The sequence below is a fragment of the Mesorhizobium sp. Pch-S genome, assembly GCF_004136315.1.
Classification (GTDB): Bacteria; Pseudomonadota; Alphaproteobacteria; order Rhizobiales; family Rhizobiaceae; genus Mesorhizobium.
In genome coordinates this window covers 4,821,123-4,844,645 of sequence record NZ_CP029562.1, presented here as the reverse complement: position 1 = coordinate 4,844,645, position 23,523 = coordinate 4,821,123, and the positions used below count along the sequence as shown (strand labels likewise).

Genomic DNA, 23,523 nt, shown 5'->3' with positions numbered 1-23,523 from the left:
GGTAACCGTCAGCGCCGCCCGAGTGCTGACGATCTCAGATTGTCGAGCAGCACGGCGAGCAGCAGGATGATGCCGCGTACGATATACTGGTAGAAGGCCGGGATGTTCAGCAGGTTCATCGCATTCTCCGCGATGCCCATGATCATCACGCCGACAATGACGCCCGACATCGTCGCCCTGCCTCCGGCCAGCGACACACCGCCCAGCACGCAGGCGGATATGACGGACAGCTCGAGGCCAACCGCCGCATTGGGTTGACCGGAGGTGATCCGCGAAGCAAGCAACACGCCCGCAATGCCGCAGACCATGCCCTGAAGCGCGAATATCCAGATGCGGGTCCGGTCGACATTCACTCCGGCAAGGCGTGAAGCCTCGGGATTGCCGCCGATCGCCAACGTGTTCTTGCCGAACACGGTCCGGTTCAGCACGAAGCCGAAAATGGCAAACAGCACCACCAGAACCCAGATCGGCGTCGGGATACCGAACAGCTTGGACAGAGCCAGCTGGTAGAAGTTCGGATCGTTGATGCCGACAGCCCTGCCATCCGATGCGATCAGCGCCAGGCCGCGCACGATCTGCATGGTGGCCAGCGTTGTTATCAGGGCGTTGATATGAAATTTGGCAATGACGAAGCCGTTGATGAACCCGACCGCTGCGCCACAGGCGAGCGCCGCCAACAAGCCTGCAGCAATCGAGCCCGTTGCATTGGACACCATGACGGCGACCATGCCGGCAAACGCCACCGTGGACCCGACCGAGAGGTCAAAATCACGCGCTGACAGGCATAGCATCATGGTGCAGGCGACGATGCCGACCGTGACCACGGATTGGAAGAGCCCCAGCATGTTGCGCTCGGTCAGGAAGTTCGGGACGAGCAGCGATACCAGTGCGAAGGCGAGCACAAAGATGACGACGAGGCCTTGTTCGCCGAGCAGCAGTCTTTTCAGTTGATTGGTCATGCCATTGCTCTCAGGATGCGATCGCGTCGGGAGTTTTCTTGTCAGGCAAAGCTGCTGCCAGGATCGCCTTTTCGGCGAACTGACTACGGTCGAGTTCAGCGCTGATGCGGCCGCCGCACATCACGAGGATACGATCGCAGATACCCATGACTTCGGGCAGTTCCGACGAGACAATGATGATCGCCATGCCCGCATCCGCCAGATCGTAAAGCAGCTCGTAGATTTCCGACTTCGCACCGACATCGATGCCACGCGTCGGCTCATCCACGATCAGCACGCGTACCCCCTGCTCCGACAACCAGCGCCCCAGGATGACCTTCTGCTGATTGCCACCGGAAAGATTGGCGATGTCCTGCTTGCGTGATGGTGTGCGAACGCGCAGCTTCTTGATGAAGGTCTCTGCCGTTTCGATTTCACGCGCGCGGTTGAGTACGCCAAACCGGGTGTGGTGTCGACGCGAGGAGATGTTGATATTTTCCTCGATCGAGCGTCCCTGGACGATACCGTCGTGCTTGCGGTCTTCCGAGCACAGCACGATGCCGGCACGGATGGAGCCATGCGGGTCGCGCGCGCTGACTTTGTCGCCGTCGATGCTGATCGAGCCGCCGAGACGCCGGTCGGCGCCGTAAACCAGCCGCATCAGTTCGGAGCGCCCTGCCCCGATCAAACCGAAAAAGCCGAGGATCTCGCCAGCACGCGCTTCAAACGAGGCCGGTTGCAGCAGTTGGTCGCCGCTAAGCCCATCGACAGCAAGCCTTGTCTGTCCGGCCTTGCGCGCGCGGTAGCCCCAGATGTCCGAAATTTCGCGACCAACCATCTCGGCGACAACCTGATCGCGGGTGACGCCCTCGAGCGAAGCGTGGTGGGCTGCAAGCTTGCCATCCCGCAAGACGGTGAGGCTGTCGCAGAGCCTGAACACCTCGTCGAGGCGATGGGATACGTAGAGAATTATCTTGCCCTCGGAACGCAGTCGCTCGATCAACGCGAACAGGATTTCGCTTTCGCGCGAAGACAAGGACGAGGTTGGCTCGTCCAGCGCGATGACCCGCGCGTCGAGCATCACCGCTTTGGCGATTTCGACCATCTGCCGTTCGCCGATGGAAAGCGTCTTGATCTTGCGGGCCGGGTCGATATCGATGCCTGCACGCTTCAGCCTGGTTGCGACATCCTCGAACATCCTGCGGCGCGAAATGATACCGGCATTGGCGGGGAAGCGGCCAAGAACAAGGTTTTCGGCTACGGTCAGTTCAGGAACGAGTTGCAATTCTTGGTGAATGACCACGACGCCGGCTTCATAGGCACCTTTGGCCGAAGCGTAGGTTTGCGACACGCCGTCGATGGTGATCTTTCCTTCGTTGGCCTGCAGATCCCCTGACAGGATCTTGATCAACGTCGATTTGCCGGCTCCGTTCTCGCCCATCAGCCCGTGCACCGCACCTTTCGCGACATCGAACGACACGTCGGCCAGTGCCGTCACACCGGGATAGGTTTTGGTGATGTGAGAGAATTCAAGAAATGCCATCGGCCTGACCCCGTCTGCCCTGCGGGCGGCATTCTTCGTGCCGCCCGCAGACTTGGAAAGATCACTCGATTCCGAGATCCTTGCGGACCGCTTCGTACGTATCGCGCTTGGCAAGCGCCCCCGAAGTCAGGATGAGCTTTTCGGGCTCCTTGTTGTTGGCGACCCAGTCATACATGTTGAGCGCGGTTTCATAGCCATGGCGCTTCGGTGAAATGATCACCGTGCCCACAAAGCCCGTGGCGGCCGGCTTCTTGAACTCGTTGATTGCCGAATCCGCACCGCCGATACCGACGCCGATCATGTTTGCCGGCGCAATGCCAACGCTTTCGGACGCACGAACCGCACCGAGAACCGCCTCGTCATTCAACCCGAAGGCAACCCATTTCTTGACGCCGGCATGAGCGTTGAGCACGACGGTCGCGGCATTGAGCGCAGTCTCGGTGTCGGTTTTGGCCTGAGGAGCATCAAAGATGTTCTCGGCTTTGAAACCGTTCGCCTTGAGCACGGAAATCGCACCCTCGACACGATCGACGGCCGTGGGCAACTGGTCATAGGAGACGCGGATCGCCCCAACCTCTTCCGGCTTCCAGCCACGCGCCTTCATTTCGTCAACGATCGCCTGCCCCACGGCTTCGCCGATCTTGGTCGCGGAAATGCCCATGTGCGGAACGGATTCGATCGGCTTGCCGTCAGCACTCACAAGCCGATCATCAACCGTCATGAGCTTGAGACTGTTGGCCTCGGCCTTGGCGACAATGCCAGGCCCCAGCTTGACGTCCGGCGTGCAGACGATGAAGCCTTGAACGCCCTGCGCGCCAAGATTGTCGATCGCCGACATCAGCTTCTCGCCGTCTTCGGCGCCAATCTTGACAAGGGTGAAGCCTTTTTCCTTGGCAGCCTGGTCCGCAAACTTCCACTCGTCCTGGAACCAGGGCTCCTCCGGCTGCTTCACGATAAAGCCGATCTTGGTTTCCTGTGCGTAGGCAGAAACCATGGCCGTGACGGCCAGCGCGCCCGCAAGAAGCGCGGTCTTCAAGAATCTCATCGATACCTCCCAACGATGACCGGACCTTCGATCCGGAGACCAATTCGCAATAATTCTTTTTATCATACCAGTCAATTGCTCTGGTATGATAAATAAGCTACGTCATTCCCGTTGGCATTCCCGGCCCCTGGAAGGTATGGCCGAGATCAGCAAATGGTCGGCTATGATCGATCACACGCCTTTGGAGGAGACACGGGTGGACGGCATTGATGGCGAGAGCCAGAGGCAGGCAAAGGCCAGGCCGCGGGTAATGATGGACATCACGGCCGCAATTGCGTCGGGCATCTTCTCGGGTCGCTACATACCGGGCGGAACGCTGCCGACCGAGAACGACCTTGGTGTCGAATATGGTGTCAGCCGGACCGTCATTCGTGAGGCGCTGAAGGTCCTTGCAGCCAAGGGCCTTGTCGTCACGCGTCCGCGGATCGGCACGGTGGTGTGCGAGGCCGACAACTGGAACATCATCGACCCGCAAGTGCTCGCCTGGCACGCCCCGCATGCCCTGGATGACACCCTCTTTGATGCTATCCTGGAAACCCGCCGTGCCATCGAGCCACTCGTTGCCTGCCTTGCCGCGACGCGAGCCACGCTGCGCGAAATCGCCGATCTCGAAGCGGCATGGCAAGGCATGGCCGATGCCGGCGATGATCTGATCAGGTTCGCCCAGTCCGACATCCTATTCCATCGGATCCTGTATGGCGCATGCCACAACCCGGTTTTCCGCCAGATCGGCGGCATGATCGACGCCGCCCTCACCTTTGCGCTGGAGACAACTGCGACCATCTCGAGCGACCGGCGCACCGAAGCCGTCCATGCCCACCGGGAAGTGGTTGAAGCCCTTCGCATACGCGACGGTGAGGCCGCTCGGCGGGCAGCGGACCGCATTCTCGATCTGGCGGCCAGGGATCTGGCCAGTGCGAAGCAACGTGGAAGAGACGGACAGCCATGAAGATCACATCGCTCACCACTTATATCGTTCCGCCGCGCTGGCTGTTCCTGAAGATCGAGACGGATGCCGGCGTGACCGGTTGGGGTGAACCCATCGTCGAGGGCAAGGCTCGTACGGTCGAAGCAGCCGTGAAGGAGTTGGGCGACTACCTCGTCGGCAAGGATCCGCGTCTGATCGAAGATCACTGGACGGTCATGCATCGCGGCGGTTTCTATCGTGGCGGATCGATCATGATGAGCGCGATCGCGGGCATCGACCAGGCGTTGTGGGACATCAAGGGCAAGGCGCTGGGTGTACCGATCCATGAGCTGCTGGGCGGCAAGCTGCGCGACCGGATCAAGGTGTATTCATGGATCGGTGGCGACCGCCCCGACGAGGTGGCTCAGGGGGCAAGAGACGTCGTCGCCAACGGTTTCATGGCCTTGAAGATGAACGGCACCGAAGAGCTGCAGATTGTCGACAGCCATGACAAGATCGACGCTGCGGTAGAACGTGTCGCCAGGGTTCGCGAGGCGGTCGGGCCAAACATCGGAATTGCCGTCGATTTCCATGGCAGGGTCCATCGACCGATGGCCCGGGTCCTGGTGAAAGAGCTCGAGCCTTACCGGCTCATGTTCATCGAGGAACCTGTGCTGTCGGAACATCGTGAAGCGCTGAGGGAGATCGCCGCACTCGGCTCCACGCCGATCGCGCTCGGCGAGCGTCTCTACAGCCGCTGGGACTTCAAGTCGGTCTTCGAGGAAGGCGTTGTCGACATAATCCAGCCTGATCTCTCGCATGCCGGCGGCATCACGGAGTGCCGCAAGATCGCCGCCATGGCGGAGGCCTACGATGTGGCTGTGGCGCCTCACTGCCCGCTGGGCCCGATCGCTCTGGCGGCTTGTCTGCAACTCGACGCTGTCAGCTACAACGCCTTTATCCAGGAGCAGAGCCTGGGCATTCACTACAACGCCTCCAATGACCTGCTCGACTATGCCGTGAACAAGGATGTCTTCCGCTATGAAGACGGCTTCGTTGCAATTCCCGACGGACCTGGTCTCGGCGTCAATGTCGATGAAGCCTACGTCATCGAACGGGCGAAAGAAGGACACGACTGGCACAACCCGATATGGCGCCACCAGGACGGCTCGTTCGCCGAATGGTGATGCACCGCAAGAAGGCAGGGTGAGATTTCGTTTCCCGAAGACCGTGAGCTCTTGAACCAAGTTACCTCCTGGCGCGCTTCACAGGCTGTACCGGCTCACGTAATTCGCTGCATTGGCAGCCTCTAAGGGTCTCTCACCCGAACGGCTCGGTCGGACTTTTCGCAGGCCTCGTAAACCATCGAGGCCCGTCCTCGGTCATGTGGATATGGTCCTCCAGCCGGATTCCAAAGCGCTCGGGCACAACGATCATGGGCTCGTTGGAAAAACACATGCCTGAACGAAGCGGTGTTTCGTTGCCACGAACGATGTAGGGCTCCTCGTGGATCTCAAGCCCCAGACCGTGCCCGGCCCTATGAGGAAGACCAGGCAGCCGGTAATCCGGGCCGAGGCCGTGGCGCGACAGCACTGCCCGCGCCGCGTCGTCGAGACGGTAGCAGGGCGTGCCAAGCTGAGCGGCCTCGAATACCGCCTGCTGTGCCTCGCGTTCGGCTTGCCACATACGCGAATAAAGGGGCTCGGGTTCGTCGATCACATAGCTGCGGGTCAGGTCGGAATGGTAGCCGTCGATACGCGCCCCCGTATCGACGAGGATCGCCTGGCCCTTCTCGAGGATCTGGTCACCATCGGCGCCATGGGGAAGCGAAGTGGCTGGGCCGAATGAAACAATGCAGAACGTGGAACCGCCGGTGGCGCCCAGTGTCTTGTGCTGTTCATCGATATAGCGGGCGACCTCGGAGGCACGGATTCCCGGCTTCATGATTGCATGAGCCCGCTTGTGCACCTCAAGCGTCAATCCCATGGCATATTTTATCAGCTCGATTTCCGACGCCGATTTGTAAAGCCGCAGTTGGCGTATCAAATGCGCTCCATCGACAAGGCGTTCGACGCCCAGGCTTCTGGCCAGGGCATGATAGATGAAGAGCGGCAAGGCATCGTCGAGCACGATGTGCCCCTTGATCCCGGCAAGCGAAGCAACCAGTGCAGCCGGGCTTTCCTCTTCGTCCCAGGTCGCGATGTCTCCAGCCAGATGCGGCAGTGTTTCGACCCGGCTGCGCTCGAAGGCTGGAACGATGTAGATGAGCGCGGTCGGCGTCACCAGCGCACCAAGCAATCGCTCGCTCTGGTGCCAGACAAGACCGGTGAAATAGCGAAGGCTTTCGCTGGCTCCGAGCAGGACAGCCGATACGCGGTTGATATCCATTTGCTCCCGCAACTTCCGCAGGCGCTCAAGCCGTTCGGTGTCGGAGATCGAGGCAGGGCGGACGGCGAGAGACATGTCGGCTGGCTCCTGGTGTGAGGTAATCATGGCCGCGTCGCGGACGGGGCACATGGTACCCGCTAGCCCTTCTTCGGCCAGGTGTCAGCGAGCCTGTAGCCTTCAGGCCATGGATCGTCGGGATCGAGCATGTGCTGATGCGTGCCGGTGATCCAGGCGCGGCCCGAGATTTCCGGCAACACCGCCGGACGCCCACCCACGGTCGTGGTACCGACGATGCGGCCCGTAAAGGTCGAACCGATGACCGAAACGGCAGTCAAACGATCTTCCAGCCCCATCTGTCCGCGCGCATGCAGCACGGCCATACGCGCCGACAAGGCAGTCCCGGTCGGAGAGCGGTCAACCTTGCCGGGCTGGATCGCCACCGCGGCACCGGCGCGCAAACCTTCAGCCGTGCGCTCGACGGCACCCGCGAACAGGCAGAACGAGAAGTGTTTCCAGGCCGGATTTTCCGGATGGTTAAAACCGAGAGCGGCGTTGGCCGCGTTGGTGATGCGCACGCCGAGCCGCGCGATATCGAGCGTTTCGTCCGGCTTGAGGGCAAAGCCCATCGCCGCCGCATCGACGATGACGAACGAGTCGCCACCATAGGCAGTGTCGACGGTGAGCGTGCCGAGCCCCTCAACCTCGAGCTTGGCATCCAGGCGGTCGGCAAAACTCGGCAGGTTGCGCACGAAGATGCGCTCGGCCTTGCCATTTCGGCACTCCGCCCGCACACGCACTAGGCCACCTGGCGCCTCCAGCGTGATCTCGGTCACCGGCTCCCGCATCGGCAGGATGCCGCTGTCCAAAAGCACGGTCGAAACGCAGATCGAGTTGGAGCCCGACATGGGCGGCGTGTCTTCCGGTTCCATGATGATGAAAGCCGCATCCGCCTCGGGATGTTTCGGCGGCACCAGCAGATTGACGTGCCGGAACACGCCGCCGCGCGGCTCGTTCAGCACAAAATTGCGCAAGATGTTATCGCGGGCGATCCAGCGGCTCTGCTCCCAGATGGTGTCGCCGGGCGGCGGTGTGACCCCGCCGACGATGACATCGCCCACCTCGCCTTCGGCATGCGCCGAAATCACGTGGATGGTTTTCGTGCTACGCATCAGAAACTCCTCAGGAAAGCCAGGCGGGCAGGCGCTCAGGCACGCGCCCGGTAAGTGCCGCGGTCACGCAATCGGCAAGGCTGCCGAGACGTACGGCACGGCCGGACAGGCCAGGTCCGTAATGGGCGTATTTGCCGGAATTGGTCATCACGGCGCGCGTGCGCGTCGGGAACACGGGCTCTGAAATCGAACACCAGCAAAGGTCCGGCACCACCTGCACGCCGCTTTGTTCAAGCCGCGCCAGCGTGCCATCGGTGCGGGCATCGGCGATGACCGCGTTGCCGGCGGTAACGATGACCGCCGCATCCGGATGGCGTGTGCGCCCATCGAGCACGGCCGCCAACGCGCGGCATTCCTCAAGCGATGCATGTGGACTGCCGATGGCGACGAGTTCGACCTCTTCCGGTCCCGCATTGAGATTTTTCCACGCTGCGGCGAGGTCGGCACGTGTGATGACGGCATGGTCGGCGTCGGCTGCGCTGGCGCCGTCAGCTTCGGGTGTCACCCCTTCGACATGCAGCATTGGCGCCGCTGAGGTCGTGCCGAATGCCGCACAGAGCGCCTTGAGATCGTCGCGCGAGGGTCTGGCCGTGCCAAGCCCGCGCAGCAGCGGAATGCGGTCCGGTGCGGCGTGGCCGGCGAGATAGCCGACCAGCGGCCAGAACGCATCATCGACGCCACTTGGGACCTCCACGTCGATGATACGTCGCGCCTTGCGGTGTTCGTCGAGATAGACGCCGGAAAGCGGGGCACGACCGGTCAGGGCGATGCACAGATCGAGGAAATCGGGATGCTTTGCGGTGCGGGCACCGAGCACGGAATTGGCGAAGATCACCGCATTGGACTCCGCCCACGCGACGGCCTCGCCACTCTTCGGCGCGCTGTCGAGCAGATAAGGCGAACAGGTGAATGTCGGCCTGCAGCCCATGCGCACATAAGCATCGGCAAGCCGTGCTGCGGGATCGCCGAAATCGTGGGCGACGCCCTGGGTCTGCCAGTTGGCGCGATCCACCGAGATGGCATTCATCGTCGTTGGAACCCGAACCCGCGCACCAAGCTCCGCCATCTTCTCGGCGAAGGTCAGGTTGGCGGGACTGGCATAGATACAGCCGTCGATATGCGCCTGCGTCACGTCCACCAGGCTGCGCGCGCCTTGCTGGACAGCCATGGCGCAGATGATGCGCATTGCCTGTTGGACGGCAATGCCACCCTGCCCCCCGAGCATGGCGCGATCCGCATCGGCAAGCTCGAGCGCGCCGTTGGCCGGCGGGCTCACCGACAGGCTCAAACCGTCAGCGTCGATGGCTGTATCGCTTATCCGCGCGGCCTTGGCGCTCGCCAGCGCGGCAAAGGCCTGCGGCGCCAGTCGCAGCACCGGCAGCGACTTGCCGAACAGTTCCGAAGCGATCAGCGCCCCGAGGGTCAGCACATCCTCGGCTTCCGAAAAGATGAGCGCTGCCGGCGCGCGCCCGTTCAGCACGAGATCCAGCAACACGCCAGATCCGGTGCAGGAACCCCGGCTCGACGGCATCATCAGGATAGCGCCGGTCAGGCAAACTCCGTGCAGCGGATGGTGAACGTCGATCACACACGCCGTAGTTGGGTCGACGCCACCCCAAAAACTCAGGGCTTCCTGTGTCGCGATGACGGCCCCTTGCGCTGCACCGCCAAGGACCGACCGGGCGAGAGCGCGCTCGTTCACTTGACGACGAACCCGTGCGCGAAAGGATCCCGGTCGTCGATGAAAATGGTGTTGATGCCGGTCATGCGTGCCCAGCCTGCGATCGAAGGAATGATCGCATCACGATCCGCGACCTTCGTGGCCGCTTCGACCCGGCCGTTGAACAGCGAACCGATGATCGATTCATGCACGAACTCGTCGCCGACCTTCAGCTTGCCCTTGGCGGCAAGCTGCGCCATGCGGGCGGAAGTGCCGGTGCCGCAGGGCGAACGGTCGATCGCCTTCTCGCCATAGAACACGGCGTTGCGCGCATGTGCGCCATCCTGGGTGGGCTTGCCGGTCCACTGGATGTGGCTGAGGCCCTTGATCTCCGGATGCAGCGGATGGACGAATTCGTATTTCGCATTGAGTGCGGCGCGCAGCTTTGGCGACCAGCCGACAAGCTCGCCGGCGGTGTGGTCGGCCATGTCGCGGAAATTCTTCTGCGGTTCGACGATGGCGTAGAAATTGCCGCCATAGGCGACGTCGACAACGATTTCGCCCAACCCTTCGACCTCAGCCGTCAGACCCTCGGCGTAGAGGAAGCCAGGAACGTTGGTGAGGCGGACCTCCTCCACGAAACGGCCTTCCTGGCGATAGGTGATGTCGACCTTTCCGGCAGGCGCATCGATGGAAAGCTTGCCCGGTTCGCGCGGCGTGATCAGGCCGTTCTCGATGCCCATAGTGATGGTGCCGATCGTGCCGTGGCCACACATCGGCAGGCAGCCGGACGTTTCAATGAACAGCACCGCAACGTCGCAGTCGGGCCGCGTCGGCGGATAAAGGATCGAGCCCGACATCATGTCGTGCCCGCGCGGCTCGAACATCAGCCCGGTGCGGATCCAGTCGAACTCGCGCAGGAAGTGCGCACGCTTTTCCAGCATGTTCGCGCCTTCAAGGCGCGGCCCGCCGCCCGAAACGAGGCGAACCGGATTTCCGCAGGTGTGTCCGTCGATACAGGAGAAGGTATGGGTTGCCATGGCTGGACCTTGGTCAAAAGCGTTGCGGCGAGAAGGATGTAGTGTCGATGGCGGGCCGTTGCCCGGTCAAGAGATCAGCAACGATACGCGCCGTCCCCGCCGACTGCGTCAAGCCGAGATGGCCGTGACCGAAGGCGTGAATGATATGCGGCGTTGCCCTGGCGGTGCCGATCGCTGGCAAGCTGTCCGGCAAGGATGGCCGAAAGCCCATCCATTGCACCCCACCACGCGGCTTGAGGCCGGGCAGAAACGCCTGTGCCTTCTTCAGCATGGCTTCGGAGCGGCGGAAATTCGGCGGCAGTTTCAGACCGCCGAGCTCCACCGCTCCGCCGACACGAATGCCTGTGGACAGGCGGGTGACGACGAAACCGTGACCGCCGAAAGTCACCTGCGTGCGCAGGTCGAAGGCGTCCTGCGGCAGAGTGGTGTTGTAGCCGCGTTCGGTTTCGAGCGGGATGATCTCGCCGACGGTGGCGGCGATGCGGTGCGAAAACGCGCCAGCAGAAAGCACGACCTTGCGGGCTCGGCGCATGCCGCCATCCGCGGCAACGACCTCGACGGCGTCCTCAGCCGGACGCAGTGCGGCGACTTCGACGCGCTCGATGGTGCCGCCCGCGTTGCGGAAGTGCTCGGCAAGCGCAAGCGTATACAGCCGGGGATCGGCGATGGAATACCAGCCGGGTGTGAAAGTGCCGTGGGTGAAGCGTGGCGCCAGGCCAGGCTGGACCTCCTCGATCTCGACCTTGCTAAGGTGGAGGAACTCGATGCCATGTTGTTCCCGCGCAGCCCAGCCTGGCAGCGAAGCCTTGAACTCCGCCTCGCCCTCATAGACCTGGAGATTGCCTTCCTTGCGCAGCATGGGCAGCGTGCCTGTCTGCTTCAGGAAAGGCTCAAGCTCGGCCTTGGACAGGTCCATCAGCGCGGTCTGGGCCGTGGTGGAGTGAGCCACACGCCTGGGCGAACAGGCGCGCCAGAAGCGAAACATCCAGGGCGCGATCTGCACGGCGTAGGCCGGCGGCACCGACAACGGCCCGAGCGGATCAAGCAGCCATTTCGGTGCTTTCTTCAGGATGCCAGGTGAGGCAAGTGGCAGGATGTCCGTGAAGGCGAATGCGCCTGCATTGCCTGCGGACGCACCGGCGGCCGGTCCCTCGCGGTCCAGCACCGTGACATTCAGCCCGCGCCCCTGAGCGGCGATCGCCGCCGAGAGCCCGACGACCCCTGCCCCGATGACGATGACGTCGACCTGCTTTTCCATTTTGCTCTCAATGCGTTGCCGCAAGGAACTTCTTTGTTTCGGCATGCTGCGGCGCGTCGAAGAGCTGCTCCGGCGGCGCGATTTCAGCCATGATGCCTTGATGGAAGAAGGCGACGCGATCGGAGACTTCGCGGGCGAACTTCATCTCATGGGTCACGCAAATCATCGTCATGCCTTCGGAAGCGAGCATCCTGAGCGTATCCAGTACCTCGCCCACCAGCATGGGATCGAGTGCGGAAGTCACTTCGTCGAACAGCATATATGTGGGAGACATGGCGAGCGCACGTGCAATCGCCATACGCTGCTGCTGGCCGCCCGACATACGGTTCGGGTAGACCGAAAGCTTCTCGGCGAGACCGACATGGGTCAACTGCTTCACCGCGATTTCCTCTGCCTTTTCCTTCGACAGGCCAAGCACCTTCCGCGGCGCCAGCATGACGTTTTCCAGCACTGTCAGGTGCGGGAACGCATTCCATTGCTGGAAGACGATGCCCACTTTTTGCCGGAGCTTGTTGAGGTCGGTGCTCTTGGCGTGGACATCGGTGCCATCGATGACCACCCTGCCCGACGCAATCGTCTCGAGCCCGTTGATGCAGGTGAGCAGCGTCGACTTGCCTGAACCGGAGCCGCCGATGACGGTGACGACCTCACCTTTGCGGACAGTCAGGTCGATGCCTTTCAGAACCTCCAGCGTGCCGAAGGATTTATGGACGTTTTCGATCTCAATCATTGGGTGACCAGCGTTCTTCGAGATACCTGCCGAACCGCGCAATGGGCAGGCTGATGACGAAATAGATGGCGCCGCACAGGAGCAGGATGAACAGCGGCTCCTGCAGGCGGGTGACAAGGATCTGCGAGGCGCGCAGCAGTTCGATGAGACCGAGCCAGAGCACGAGCGCGGAATCCTTCATGACGCCGAGCGTCAGGCCGATCCACGACGGCAACGATACACGCGTGGCGAGCGGCGCCACGATGTAGCGCATGTCCTGCCACCAGGTCATGCCGAGCGAGCGCGCCGCGCGCCGCGTGTTGACCGGCACTGCGTCGATCCCGCCGCGAACGATCTCGGTGCAGTAGGCTGCGGTATAGAGTGACAGCACCACGCAAGACGTGGTGAAGGGCGGCCAGCCCAGTTTCGCGATCGACTGCAAGGCGTTGCCCAGCACCAGCTGGATGAGCAGCGGTACCGACCGGAAAATATCCAGCGCAAAGGTGAGCGGCGCCGACCAGTAAGGTCCGAACTGGAAACGGATGACGCCAAACAGGATGCCGAGCACAGTGCCGGCGGCGACCGAAACCGCCGTCACAGCAAGCGTCATGCCGGCGCCCTGGGCCAGGAAAGCGAGATCACTCCAGGTGAGAGCTGTGCTGAACATTCCGACCCCGCCTCAATACCGGAACAAGCGCGCGGCAAGCAGGCGAGCAGCCAGCGTGACCGCCTTGGCGATGAGGTAGTAGATCACCGCTGCAAGCGCGAAGAATTCGAAGGTGCGGAACGAACGGGCGTTGAGTTCCTGCGTCACACCAGCGAGATCGGAGCTCATGCCGACGGTCACGCCGAGCGACGTCATCAGGATCGCCCAGACCATCTGGTTGGTGGCTGGCAGAAAGGCAACGCGCAGCATCTGTGGCAGCACGATGTAGCGGAAAGCCTGCAGCGGGCTCATCCCCAGCGAGCGGCCAGCGCGTGCCTGCGTATCGGGAATGGCCTTGAGCGCACCGCGGAAATTCTCGGCCAGGTAACCGGCATTGTTGAAAGCGATGCCGGCGAGAAGCGCCGTGAAAGGACTGAGGTGGATACCGAAATTGCCGAGGCCGAAATGCGCCATGTAGATCTGGAACAGTGCCGGCGTGTTGCGCGCCACTTCCACCCAGGCGGTGGCGATCCCGGAAAGGATACGGTTGTCCGCGAGCCGGAAGACGGTGAGCGCGATGGCCAGCGCAAGCCCGATCGCCATCGACAGAAGCGCAATTTCCAGGGTGACCAGCGCACCGTCGAGCATTTGCGGCAATGCCCTGAACGCCTGGTTCCAGTGGAAGGTGTAGCTGAACATCGCCGCTTCGCCTTTCGAAGGGATCGGCGGCGCGAGAGTTGCCTCGCGCCGCCTTTGAAACGGTCAGATCAGCGGTAGACGCCGTTCACCGACAGCGACGGCAGATCGCCGCCAACCCACTTCTTGTACAGCTCAGCATAACGGCCGGTACGGACCTGCTGGTTGATGAACAGGTTCAGGTAGTTGATCAGGCCGTATTCCTCGCGATTGGTGAAAAGCGCGACATAGTCGATGTCATAAGGCGCCTTGCCGACCACCGAAATGCCCGGGAACTTGCCCGTCTTCACGTTGGCCTGCGCAACCGTGGAAGTGGAGACCGTTGCGTCGATCTGGCCCTGGCTCAGTGCCAGGAAAACATCGGCCTGGGTCTGGTAGGGGCGGAATTCGCCGGCGCCCCATTCCTTGACCGACTTCTCGAGCGCGATCGCTTCGAACGTACCGGCAGTGGCACCGACCGTCTTGCCCTTCATGTCTTCGAACGATTTGATCCCTGACTTGTCATTGGCGGTGACGGCCATTTCGAAGGCGAAATAAGGAATGGTCATGCCCACGGTCTTGGCGCGCTCGAGCGTGTCGGAGGTCGAAGCGACGCCGACGTCGACGCGGCCGGACATCAGAGCCGGAATGCGCTCCGGGAAAGGCGTCTCCACGATCTCGGCCGTCACACCGAGCGCCTTGGCGAGATCGTTGCAGTAGTCGACGTCGAAGCCGATCGGATTGTTGCTCGCATCGCGCGCTCCCATGGGCGGGAAGTCGAGCACAACGGCGCAGCGCAAAGTGCCGGAAGCGATGATGTCGTCGAGCTTGTCGGCGTATGCCTGACCGCCCAGCGCGGTTGCGGCCATGAGCCCGAAGGCGAGGACCGAGATCTTCATGTTCTACTCTCTCCCTGAGTGTTGCCGGTCGGTTGACCGCGCGCACTATTTCGCGTCGTCGCGGACAAATCAATCACAAAATACAAATTGTATGCAGTGATTATACGATTTTAATAATTCTACCTGCCCGCGAACACCCTTCCAGCTCCTCAACCGGCGAAACTCTCGGGCAACAGAGCTTCCGGGACATTCTGATAGGCAACCGGACGCAGGAAGCGGCGGATAGACAAGGTGCCGACGCTGGTCGCACCGAAATTGGTCGAGGCCGGGTAAGGTCCGCCATGCACCTGGGCATCGACCACCTCGACGCCGGTCGGAAAGCCGTTGACCAGAACGCGCCCCGCCTTGCGTTCGAGGACAGGCATCAGGCGGCGCGCGGCCTCGGTGTCTCCTTCATCCATGTGGATGGTCGTGGTCAGCTGCCCTTCGAACCCGCGGGCGATTGTCTGCATCTCGTCCAGCGACCCGACCTTCACCACCAGGCCGAGCGGGCCGAAAACCTCTTCGCCCAGCGCATGATCGGACAGGAACTGCGCCCCGGTCGTCTCAAACAGATTGGGAGTGGCGGCGCGGCCCGAAGGCTCCGTCACGAGCAAAGGTTTGACCGAATTGCGCTGGGCAAAGCGCGCCTGCCCGTCGCGATAGGCCTTTGCGATGCCGTCCGTCAGCATGGTCTGCGCACCAACCTTGCCAAGCGCCTCGGTCGTGGCCCCGATGAAACGATCGGCATCGGCGCCATCGACCACGACGGCAATGCCGGGATTGGTGCAGAACTGCCCGGCTCCCAGCGTCAGCGAGCCGGCCCAGCCCTGCCCCAGCGCCTCGGCGCGCGCCTTCAGCGCCTCCGGCAGCAACAGCATCGGGTTGACCGAGCCGAGTTCGCCGAAAAACGGGATCGGCTCCGGACGGGCCGCGCAAAGGTTGAAGAGCGCCCGCCCCCCGGCAAGCGAGCCGGTGAAGCCCACGGCCTTGATCAGCGGATGCTGCACAAGCGCCTCGCCGACCTGACGGTTGCCGCCCTGTATCAACGAAAAGACCCCAGGATGCACCCCGGTCTTGGCGATCGCTGCTTCGATGGCCAGGGCGATGATCTCCCCAGTGCCGGGATGCGCCGAATGGCCCTTCACCACGACCGGGCAGCCTGCCGCCAGGGCAGCTGCCGTGTCACCGCCTGCTGTTGAAAAGGCCAGCGGGAAGTTGGAGGCGCCGAAGACGGCGACCGGCCCGACCGGACGCTGGATCAACCTGATCTCCGGTCGGGGTGCAGGCTGGCGTTCCGGCATGGCCGGATCGATGCGACGATCGAGATAGTCACCCTTTTCGATATGGTCGGCGAACAGCCGAAGCTGCCCCGTCGTGCGGCCACGCTCCCCTTGAAGCCGCGCTTCAGGCAAGCCGGTCTCCTGGCTGCCGATTTCAGTAATCGCCTCGGCGCGTGCCTCGATCTCGTCCGCAATGGCGCGCAGAAAGGCAGCCCGCGCTGCGCGCGACGAATTGGCGTAGCTCCAGAAGGCATCCTCTGCCGCTTCACAGGCGCGGTTGACCAGATCCACCGTCCCGACGGCAAAGGCGTGCGCAGGGCCATGCGCCGGAGCACTTTCAAAGGTGCCCGCACCGTCGAGCCATGCGCCAGCAACGAGGTGTTTTCCCTTTGGAGTGAAGGCCATGTGAGGCTCCTGTGCTGGATTTGCAGGGATTGGGTCGCGCGAATTGCGATTGTCGCTTATTTGTATACTCTATGTATGCAAGATATCAACCCAATCGCTGCCCCTATCGAGAGGAAGACCATGCCTGCAACCACCACCATGCCGACCGTCACGCTTCATGAGCGCGTCGAGGCGATCTTCAAAAAGGCGGGGTTGAACGACATCCAGGCGGGAGCGCTTGCCCGCGTCATCGTCGCGGCGGAGCGGGACGCCTGCAAGTCGCATGGCATCTACCGGATCGAGGGCGCGCTGCGCACCATCAGGGCGGAGAAAGTGGTACCGGATGCCGTGCCGGAACTGGTACAGCAGGACCACTCCGCGATCGTGCGGGTGAACGCCCGGCGCGGCTTCGCCAATCCCGCTTTCGAACTTGGCTTGCCGGTCCTGGTGGAACGCACCCGGGCTCTGGGTCTGGCGGCGCTCGTCATCAACGATTGCACACATTTCTCCGCGCTCTGGCCGGAAGTGGAGGCTTTGACCGGACACGGCCTTGCCGGACTTGCCATGTGCCCGAGCTATTCGACCGTCGCGCCGGCTGGTGGCAACAAGCCGCTGCTCGGCACCAACCCGATGGCTTTCGGCTGGCCGCGCGCCGGCAGATCGCCCTATGTGTTCGACTTCGCTACCTCCGTCGCCGCCCGTGGTGAAATCGAGCTGCACCGCCGTGCCGGCAAGCGTTTGCCCGAAGGCTGGGCGATCGATGCCGAAGGCCAACCCACCACTGATCCCGACGCGGCGCTTGCCGGTGCGATGCTACCCTTCGGCGGCCACAAAGGCTCCGCCATCAGCACCATGATCGAACTGCTTGCCGGTGTCATGATCGGCGACCTGATCAGCCCTCAGGTGCTCGACTATCTTGGCAGCACCACCCTCGCCCCTCCGCATGGTGAACTCGTTATCGCCTTTTCTCCCGAGGTGTTTGCGAAAGGCCGCGATGGCAATCCCCTGGAACGCGCCGAAGCATTGTTCGATGCGATTGCCGGCCAGGGAGCCCGTCTGCCTTCGCAACGCCGCTACGCGGCCCGCGCCAGGTCGGAAATGGACGGCATCACGCTCACCGAGGCCGAAATGGAACAACTCGACAGGTTGCTCGCACTGGGACTTGAGGCCGTAGCCTGAAAGATCTGCCCGGTCCCGTAAGGCTTCGTGTGCCGTCAAACAAAAAAGCCCTCCAACTCGGAGGGCTTTTTCCTGAAACACGTTGGAAATGTCAGGCCTTGTGTGCCTGCACGGCGCCAGGCAGCGTGCTCCACGCCGCATACCAGCTGTTGAACAGCTTGAACTGCGCCTCGCAATAACCACGCTGGCTGTCGCTCAGCGCATCGGTCTCGTTGAAGTGCAGCGTGTATTCCTTGTCGCCCTTCAGCACCATCATGTGCTTGAAATAGAGAACAAGGTCCGGGCCTTCGTCGAAGGAGGAGAGGACGCCAAGTGCCTGCTCCAGTTCCTGCGCGCGCTGACGCGCATCGACGTCGCCCGCCGCTGCAGCCTGGGACAGATTGCAGAGATGGATCACTTCCTTCGGCAGCACATTGCCGATGCCAGTGATGGCGCCGGTCGCGCCACAGTTGACGAAGCCATGGAAGACTGCGGTATCGACACCGATCATCAGCGACACGCCATCATCGCGGCTGGTGATGTTCTCGGCTGCGTAACGCAGGTCGGCATGGCCGCCGAACTCCTTGAAGCCGACGAGGTTGGAGTGCTCGGCCCGCAGCGCGAAGAACAGGTCGGCACGGGTAGCGAAACCATAATAGGGGCTGTTGTAGATCACCGCGGGCAGGTCAGGTGCTGCTGACAGGATCGCCTTGAAATGAGCCTTCTGGGCCGTCAGCGACGACCCACGCGACAAGACGCGCGGGATCACCATCAGGCCCTGTGCGCCGACCTTCTGGGCGTGCGCGGCATGGGCAACGGCCGAGGCGCTGTTGATGGCGCCGGTTCCGACGATCAGCGGCACGCCCGCCCTGACCAGGCGCTCGACGCCTTCCATGCGCTGCGCGTCGGTCAAGAGCGGCCAGTCGCCCATCGAACCGCAATAGACGACAGCCGACATGCCGTCGGCGATCAGCTGCTTGCCCTTGGCGACCAGGGCATCGAAATCGGGGCTGCGGTCCGCTTTGCACGGTGTCATCAAAGCCGGAATTACGCCGGAGAAAATCCTCGCCTTCATCTCAAAAGCTCCTGTTGGCCTGTCACTTCAGCAGAAGAAGCCATGGCGCAGCCGTGCGCAATCCCTGCCCTCGACAGCGATTATACTCTTTGGATTTTATTTGTCGACAAGAAATCGACAACGGTGTCACAAGGCGACGTTCAGGTGCCCGCCGCGCGTGAAAAGCTTCTGGATCTGGTCGACGATCTGCTCGGCATGCACCTTCGCCAGCCGGTCAGCCGCCTCGACATCGCGCGCAGCGATGACCGCGATCATGTCCTCATGCTCGTCGACAAAACGCTGTGGCAACTGATCGTCATAGGACTGGTAATAAAGACGCAGCAACCGCCGCCCCTCATTGAGCAGCCGGCCGAAGAGACTGGTGAAGTACGGGTTGCGACCGGCTTCCGCGATCGCCGAATGCAGGTCGGCATTGGTGGCGATCATCGCCAGCGCATCCTGTTCCTCGACGGCCTTCGCGAACTCCGCCTGATGTGCTCGGATCACCCTCAAGTCCTCCGGACGATGATGTTCCGCGGCAAGGCGTGTGGTGATGCGATACATCAGCACCAATGCATCGAAATACGTATGCATGTTCAGGAAATCGATGTTCGACACCATGGTCGACCGGTTGGGCAATGTGTCGATCAGTCCTTCGCCGGCCAGTCGCACCAAGGCCTCGCGAATGGGCGTACGCGACATCTTGAACCGCTCGGCCAGCTGCACCTCATCGATCGGGCTGCCCGGCGGCAACACAAGGTCAAGGATTTCGTCACGCAGAAGGTCGTAGACGACCTTCACACCGGAGCCACGCTTGCGTTCTGGGTGGGAAGTCTTGTCGGCAGCGGTCATCTTAAAACCCTCATGTCGACAAAATGCATACGTTCCACAGGCGCACGGATCAAGGCTGGATGCGGTTAGATCACATCCTGGCGGGCGCCCGCGGTCATGTCAGCGCACAACGGAAACGGTCAACCCGCTCCAACCGTCCTGCAAAGAGCTATCTAGGCCGGCAGTATCTTGCCGGGGTTCATGATGTTGTCGGGATCGAGCGCGCGCTTGATCTGCCGCATCACGTCGAGACCATGGCCATGCTCGGCCTTGAGGAACCCGACCTTGCCCTGGCCGACGCCATGCTCGCCGGTGCAGGTACCCTCCATGGCAATCGCGCGCATGTTGAGGCGGGCTACGAACCGCTCGACCAGTGCCACCTCTCCGGCGTCCTCGGGATCCATAAGTGCCAGCACGTGGAAGTTGCCGTCGCCGGCATGGCCGACGATCGGCGCGATCAGGCCCATTTCGGCAATATCGACCTCGGTTGCGGCCACGCACTCGGCCAGCCGCGAGATCGGCACGCAGACATCCGTCGACAGCCCCTTGGCGCCGGGCCTCAGCGTCAGTGACGCCCAATAGGCGTCATGGCGGGCTTTCCAGAGTTTGCTGCGCTCTTCGGCGACCGCCGTCCACAGGAAGGGTCCGCCGCCATTTTCTTCCGCGATCATGCCGAAGGTCTCGGCCTGCTCGGCCACCCCCGCATCACTACCATGAAACTCCACGAACAGGCATGGGCTCTCGGGATAGTCCAGCCTGGAATAGGTCTTCATCGCCCGCATCTGCAAGGCATTGACCAGTTCGATGCGGGCGACGGGAATACCCATCTGGATGGTCTGGATCACCGCTTGCGAGGCAGCTTCCAGCGTCGGGAACGGACACACGCCTCCCGAAATCGCCTGCGGGATGCCCTGCAGTTTCAGCGTCAGTTCCGTGATGATCCCGAGCGTGCCTTCCGAGCCCACCATGAGGCGGGTGAGATCATATCCCGCCGAGCTTTTTCTGGCGCGTCCGCCTGTCTTGACGATTTCGCCGTCCGCCATGACAGCGACCAGCGACAACACGTTCTCGCGCATCGTGCCGTAGCGCACGGCATTGGTGCCTGATGCGCGCGTCGCCGCCATGCCGCCGAGCGTGGCGTTGGCACCGGGGTCGATCGGAAAGAACAGGCCGGTATCGCGCAGATGCTGGTTGAGCTGCTCGCGCGTCACGCCGGGTTCCACCCGGCAATCGAGATCCTCGATATTGACTGCCAGGATCCGGTTCATGCGCGAGAGATCGACCGAAATGCCACCACCCGGCGCGTTGACGTGACCCTCCAGAGAGGTGCCGACACCAAAGGCGATGACCGGCACGCGATGCTCCACGCAGGTGCGCACAACCGACTGCACCTCTTCGATCGTCTCGCAGAAGGCAACGCCATCCGGCGCCTGCGTCGGGATGTAGGTGGTGGTGTGAGCATGCTGCTCGCGAATCGCCTGCCCGGTCTGAAACCGCTCGCCGAGCTGCTGTTTCAGGATGCCGAGCACGGCAGCGATGCCGTCCTCATTGCGTTCGACCGGTACGAGGTCGCTCAGAGCCATGCTTTCCTCCGCGATTGGACCATCGCGGCCCTTGTTCTCGAATTACAGCTGCTTAAAGCATGTCGCACAAAAGTGTGCAGCGGTTTTGCGATGACGACATGCGTGAAACAAAGACCTGCTTGCACGCCGTGTCTAGCGGATCGAATTAACATTCGATCCAGTAGCATGTCGTCAGTGCATTGTTCGGTAGCGCCAGAGGAAACATCACGATGTCCATCCCCGCCCCTTTCATCTCCCGTGTCATGGACATCGAGAAGGACTGGATCGACTACAATGGTCACCTCAACATGGCCTATTACAACGTGCTGTTCGACCGTTGCTCGGACGACGCTTTCGAACTGATGGGCATGGGACCGAATTATGCCCGCGACCGCAAGCTCACCATCTACACCGCCGAAGTTCACGTCTGCTATGTGCAGGAGCTGCATCTCGACCACAAGGTCACTGCCACCTTCCAGCTTCTCGATCACGATGAGAAGCGGCTGCGTGTTTACCAGGAAATCCGCCATGTCGACGGTTGGCTGGCGGCGACATCGGAATCGCTTTCCCTGCATGTCGACATGGCCGGGCCGAAGGTTGCCCCCTTCCCGGCGGATGTGATGGCCAGGGTCGAGGCGATGCGCGAAGCCCATGCCGGCCTGGCCATGCCGGAACGTGCCGGCCGTTCGATCGGCATCCGCCGCAAGGCCGGCTGAAAACCACGCCGTTAACCTTAATCATTACTGAACGGGGAGAACCCGCTTGATGCCGTTGAGCGAATCGACGGCACGCCCGAAAACATCATCTCAGGGGTGACTAGAGCGTTCTTCATGGGAACACGGAAACGCTCTAACTCCTTGTTTTTACGCAATTCCAAACAGAAAACCGCTTCGCACTTTTCCTGGAATTGCTTTGGGAAGCCTAGGAGAAGGCCAGCTGCAGTCTGGCCGGATACGCGCATGAAAATCGATATCGAGGCTCTCTCGGAAAAGCTGGCGGCCGACCCGCGCATCAGTGACTACGATTTCTGGCGTTCGTTGAAGAACCTGAACAACGAAATCTTCCAGATCGCCAACTCGAACGAGCCTATCCCGTTCGACATGCTGCGCTGGCGTGCGGTCATCAAGCAGGCGCGTTCCAAACGCGGCCCCGTCTAAGTTACCCAACCGGCTCCGTCGGGCCGTAGCGAGAACCAGCATGTCCCGAATTTATCGCGCGGCTCGGCGTGCGCGACCGCTCAGGCGAGCGCCAGCGTCGACAGAAGCGCGAGCAGGAACGAAGCCGCCACCATCGCAGCATAGGCGCGCGGCAGATCGAAAAGGATCATGTGGCCGGCGATCCAGGCGGTGCCCGCTGCACCCAATGCATAGAGGAAGCCGTTACGGTGGCCGTAGACCAGATTGGCCGCCATCAAGCCACCGATGATGAGCGCACCGAAAACCACGATCACGGCAATGGCTGCCTTGTCGAAATTGTCGTCCACCGTGGTCGGGGGTTTGGAATCGAACGGTTCTTGCATGGCCTCGCCTTGAATGGTTGGCGCGGACAGACTTAACCGACCGCGCCAAAGGAGCAAAGACTAAACTCGTCCGTCGCGACGATAACAAGGCGCTACTGTGGATTTCAGGAAACGCTTGCCGAAATTATTCGTGAAGCCGGCGACCAACGCGGAACCTGAGGCCCGATCAATCCTCCCCGACGATCTCCATGAAGCGGATTCGGTTGCCGAACGGGTCGATCACCTCGACCTCCAGCCGACCGTCCTCCTTCTCCAGCCCCGGCTTCATGTAGCGATAATCCTTCGCCGCCAGTTCACGCTGGAAGGCCGCGGCACCACTCATATAGACGACCATGTTGCCGCCCGGACTGGCATCGCCCGAATGCTCGGACAGATGCAGCCTGAGGCCTGCACGCGACACCTGGGTGTAGAGTGGGAAGTTGTCGCCGTAGCGATGCTCCCAATCGACGCTAAAGCCCAGGAACCCGAGATAGAATTCGTGCGCCTTGGCGACGTCGAAAATGCGCACGATCGGCACGGCCTGCTCGAACACGATGCCGCTGGGAGCTTTCTCAGCGGGTGTCGTGCCCTCGCCGCGCTCGATCCGTGCGGACAGGATGTTCCAGGTTTCCAGCCCGAACTGGCGCGCGACAATCTCCAGCGCCTCGGAATGGAGAATTTGGATGTTCTTGGTGGCAAGCGCCTCGCGCATGGCTTTTGCCATCGCCTTGGCATCGAGGAATGTACGCATGCTCTGCGATCCTTCTCGTCGGGACGAAAAGCTTCACCGGGGCCCGCATTGCCGGTGCCTTCGTCCCTGGGACAAGGACCAGACTGGATGATGACGACGCATTCGCCATACCTTTTCAGGGCGCGGGCTGCCGGCTGCGTCGAGCC

Annotated in this window: 23 protein-coding genes; 5 read left to right on the top strand and 18 right to left on the bottom strand. The window is 62.0% G+C overall.

Annotated elements, in window-relative coordinates; translation table 11 throughout:
- Positions 1-8: 8 nt before the first annotated feature.
- From araH to C1M53_RS22640, 3 genes are all read right to left on the bottom strand, one after another.
- A complete protein-coding gene (araH, locus tag C1M53_RS22650) occupies positions 9-959 on the bottom strand; it encodes an L-arabinose ABC transporter permease AraH (protein ID WP_129414286.1) in 951 nt (316 codons plus the stop codon).
- Positions 960-969: 10 nt separating this feature from the next.
- Complete coding sequence (araG, locus tag C1M53_RS22645) at positions 970-2,481, bottom strand: L-arabinose ABC transporter ATP-binding protein AraG (protein WP_129414285.1); 1,512 nt, start codon at positions 2,479-2,481, stop codon at positions 970-972.
- A gap of 61 nt (positions 2,482-2,542) precedes the next feature.
- On the bottom strand, positions 2,543-3,526 hold the full coding sequence (locus tag C1M53_RS22640; RefSeq protein WP_129414284.1) for an arabinose ABC transporter substrate-binding protein: 984 nt from the start codon (positions 3,524-3,526) through the stop codon (positions 2,543-2,545).
- Between the two features lie 250 nt (positions 3,527-3,776).
- Between C1M53_RS22640 and C1M53_RS22635 the strand changes: the two genes are divergently transcribed.
- Both C1M53_RS22635 and dgoD read left to right on the top strand, forming a co-directional pair.
- Complete coding sequence (locus C1M53_RS22635) at positions 3,777-4,475, top strand: FadR/GntR family transcriptional regulator (protein ID WP_245488640.1); 699 nt, start codon at positions 3,777-3,779, stop codon at positions 4,473-4,475.
- Complete coding sequence (gene dgoD / locus C1M53_RS22630) at positions 4,472-5,620, top strand: galactonate dehydratase (protein ID WP_129414283.1); 1,149 nt, start codon at positions 4,472-4,474, stop codon at positions 5,618-5,620. The genes C1M53_RS22635 and dgoD overlap by 4 nt, the downstream gene beginning before the upstream one ends.
- A 133-nt stretch (positions 5,621-5,753) precedes the next feature.
- Here dgoD and C1M53_RS22625 read toward each other — a convergent pair whose 3' ends face one another.
- The 10 genes from C1M53_RS22625 to C1M53_RS22580 form a co-directional block, all read right to left on the bottom strand.
- Positions 5,754-6,896, bottom strand: a complete 1,143-nt coding sequence (locus C1M53_RS22625) for a Xaa-Pro peptidase family protein (RefSeq protein ID WP_129414282.1) — start codon at positions 6,894-6,896, stop codon at positions 5,754-5,756.
- Between the two features lie 62 nt (positions 6,897-6,958).
- The gene (locus C1M53_RS22620; protein WP_129414281.1) at positions 6,959-7,990 is read right to left on the bottom strand and encodes a proline racemase family protein; all 1,032 of its coding nucleotides are present in this window, start codon (positions 7,988-7,990) and stop codon (positions 6,959-6,961) included.
- Between the two features lie 10 nt (positions 7,991-8,000).
- Positions 8,001-9,692 carry an aconitase X gene (locus C1M53_RS22615; protein WP_129414280.1) on the bottom strand — a complete coding sequence of 564 codons (1,692 nt, stop codon included), beginning with the start codon at positions 9,690-9,692 and terminating at the stop codon, positions 8,001-8,003.
- The gene (locus C1M53_RS22610; RefSeq protein WP_129414279.1) at positions 9,689-10,690 is read right to left on the bottom strand and encodes a 4-hydroxyproline epimerase; all 1,002 of its coding nucleotides are present in this window, start codon (positions 10,688-10,690) and stop codon (positions 9,689-9,691) included. The genes C1M53_RS22615 and C1M53_RS22610 overlap by 4 nt, the downstream gene beginning before the upstream one ends.
- A 13-nt stretch (positions 10,691-10,703) precedes the next feature.
- Positions 10,704-11,948, bottom strand: coding sequence for an FAD-binding oxidoreductase (locus C1M53_RS22605; protein ID WP_129414278.1), 1,245 nt, complete (start codon positions 11,946-11,948; stop codon positions 10,704-10,706).
- 7 nt (positions 11,949-11,955) lie between these two features.
- The gene (locus C1M53_RS22600) at positions 11,956-12,678 is read right to left on the bottom strand and encodes an amino acid ABC transporter ATP-binding protein (protein ID WP_129414277.1); all 723 of its coding nucleotides are present in this window, start codon (positions 12,676-12,678) and stop codon (positions 11,956-11,958) included.
- Positions 12,671-13,324, bottom strand: a complete 654-nt coding sequence (locus C1M53_RS22595; RefSeq protein WP_129414276.1) for an amino acid ABC transporter permease — start codon at positions 13,322-13,324, stop codon at positions 12,671-12,673. The genes C1M53_RS22600 and C1M53_RS22595 overlap by 8 nt, the downstream gene beginning before the upstream one ends.
- A 12-nt stretch (positions 13,325-13,336) precedes the next feature.
- Positions 13,337-14,002, bottom strand: a complete 666-nt coding sequence (locus C1M53_RS22590; RefSeq protein ID WP_129414275.1) for an amino acid ABC transporter permease — start codon at positions 14,000-14,002, stop codon at positions 13,337-13,339.
- A 68-nt stretch (positions 14,003-14,070) separates the two neighbouring features.
- Positions 14,071-14,877 (bottom strand): transporter substrate-binding domain-containing protein, encoded by an 807-nt coding sequence (locus C1M53_RS22585; RefSeq protein WP_129414274.1) that lies wholly within the window; start codon positions 14,875-14,877, stop codon positions 14,071-14,073.
- A gap of 149 nt (positions 14,878-15,026) precedes the next feature.
- The gene (locus C1M53_RS22580) at positions 15,027-16,544 is read right to left on the bottom strand and encodes an aldehyde dehydrogenase (NADP(+)) (RefSeq protein WP_129414273.1); all 1,518 of its coding nucleotides are present in this window, start codon (positions 16,542-16,544) and stop codon (positions 15,027-15,029) included.
- A gap of 120 nt (positions 16,545-16,664) precedes the next feature.
- Here C1M53_RS22580 and C1M53_RS22575 point away from each other — a divergent pair, with 120 nt between their 5' ends.
- A complete protein-coding gene (locus tag C1M53_RS22575) occupies positions 16,665-17,702 on the top strand; it encodes an Ldh family oxidoreductase (RefSeq protein ID WP_129414272.1) in 1,038 nt (345 codons plus the stop codon).
- A 91-nt stretch (positions 17,703-17,793) separates the two neighbouring features.
- On the opposite strand, the gene C1M53_RS22570 is transcribed toward C1M53_RS22575, so the two are convergent.
- The 3 genes from C1M53_RS22570 to C1M53_RS22560 all read right to left on the bottom strand — a co-directional run bounded on the left by C1M53_RS22570 (position 17,794) and on the right by C1M53_RS22560 (position 21,149).
- Positions 17,794-18,756, bottom strand: coding sequence for a dihydrodipicolinate synthase family protein (locus tag C1M53_RS22570; RefSeq protein ID WP_129414271.1), 963 nt, complete (start codon positions 18,754-18,756; stop codon positions 17,794-17,796).
- A 126-nt stretch (positions 18,757-18,882) separates the two neighbouring features.
- Positions 18,883-19,587, bottom strand: coding sequence for a GntR family transcriptional regulator (locus C1M53_RS22565; RefSeq protein ID WP_129414270.1), 705 nt, complete (start codon positions 19,585-19,587; stop codon positions 18,883-18,885).
- A gap of 152 nt (positions 19,588-19,739) precedes the next feature.
- The gene (locus C1M53_RS22560; protein ID WP_129414269.1) at positions 19,740-21,149 is read right to left on the bottom strand and encodes an FAD-linked oxidase C-terminal domain-containing protein; all 1,410 of its coding nucleotides are present in this window, start codon (positions 21,147-21,149) and stop codon (positions 19,740-19,742) included.
- A gap of 209 nt (positions 21,150-21,358) precedes the next feature.
- Between C1M53_RS22560 and C1M53_RS22555 the strand changes: the two genes are divergently transcribed.
- The gene (locus C1M53_RS22555; protein WP_129414268.1) at positions 21,359-21,844 is read left to right on the top strand and encodes a thioesterase family protein; all 486 of its coding nucleotides are present in this window, start codon (positions 21,359-21,361) and stop codon (positions 21,842-21,844) included.
- A gap of 243 nt (positions 21,845-22,087) precedes the next feature.
- Positions 22,088-22,285, top strand: coding sequence for a hypothetical protein (locus tag C1M53_RS22550; protein ID WP_129414267.1), 198 nt, complete (start codon positions 22,088-22,090; stop codon positions 22,283-22,285).
- Between the two features lie 80 nt (positions 22,286-22,365).
- On the opposite strand, the gene C1M53_RS22545 is transcribed toward C1M53_RS22550, so the two are convergent.
- Positions 22,366-22,647, bottom strand: a complete 282-nt coding sequence (locus C1M53_RS22545) for a hypothetical protein (RefSeq protein WP_054308215.1) — start codon at positions 22,645-22,647, stop codon at positions 22,366-22,368.
- Between the two features lie 166 nt (positions 22,648-22,813).
- Positions 22,814-23,377 (bottom strand): glyoxalase superfamily protein, encoded by a 564-nt coding sequence (locus C1M53_RS22540; protein WP_129414266.1) that lies wholly within the window; start codon positions 23,375-23,377, stop codon positions 22,814-22,816.
- Between the last annotated feature and the right edge of the window lie 146 nt (positions 23,378-23,523).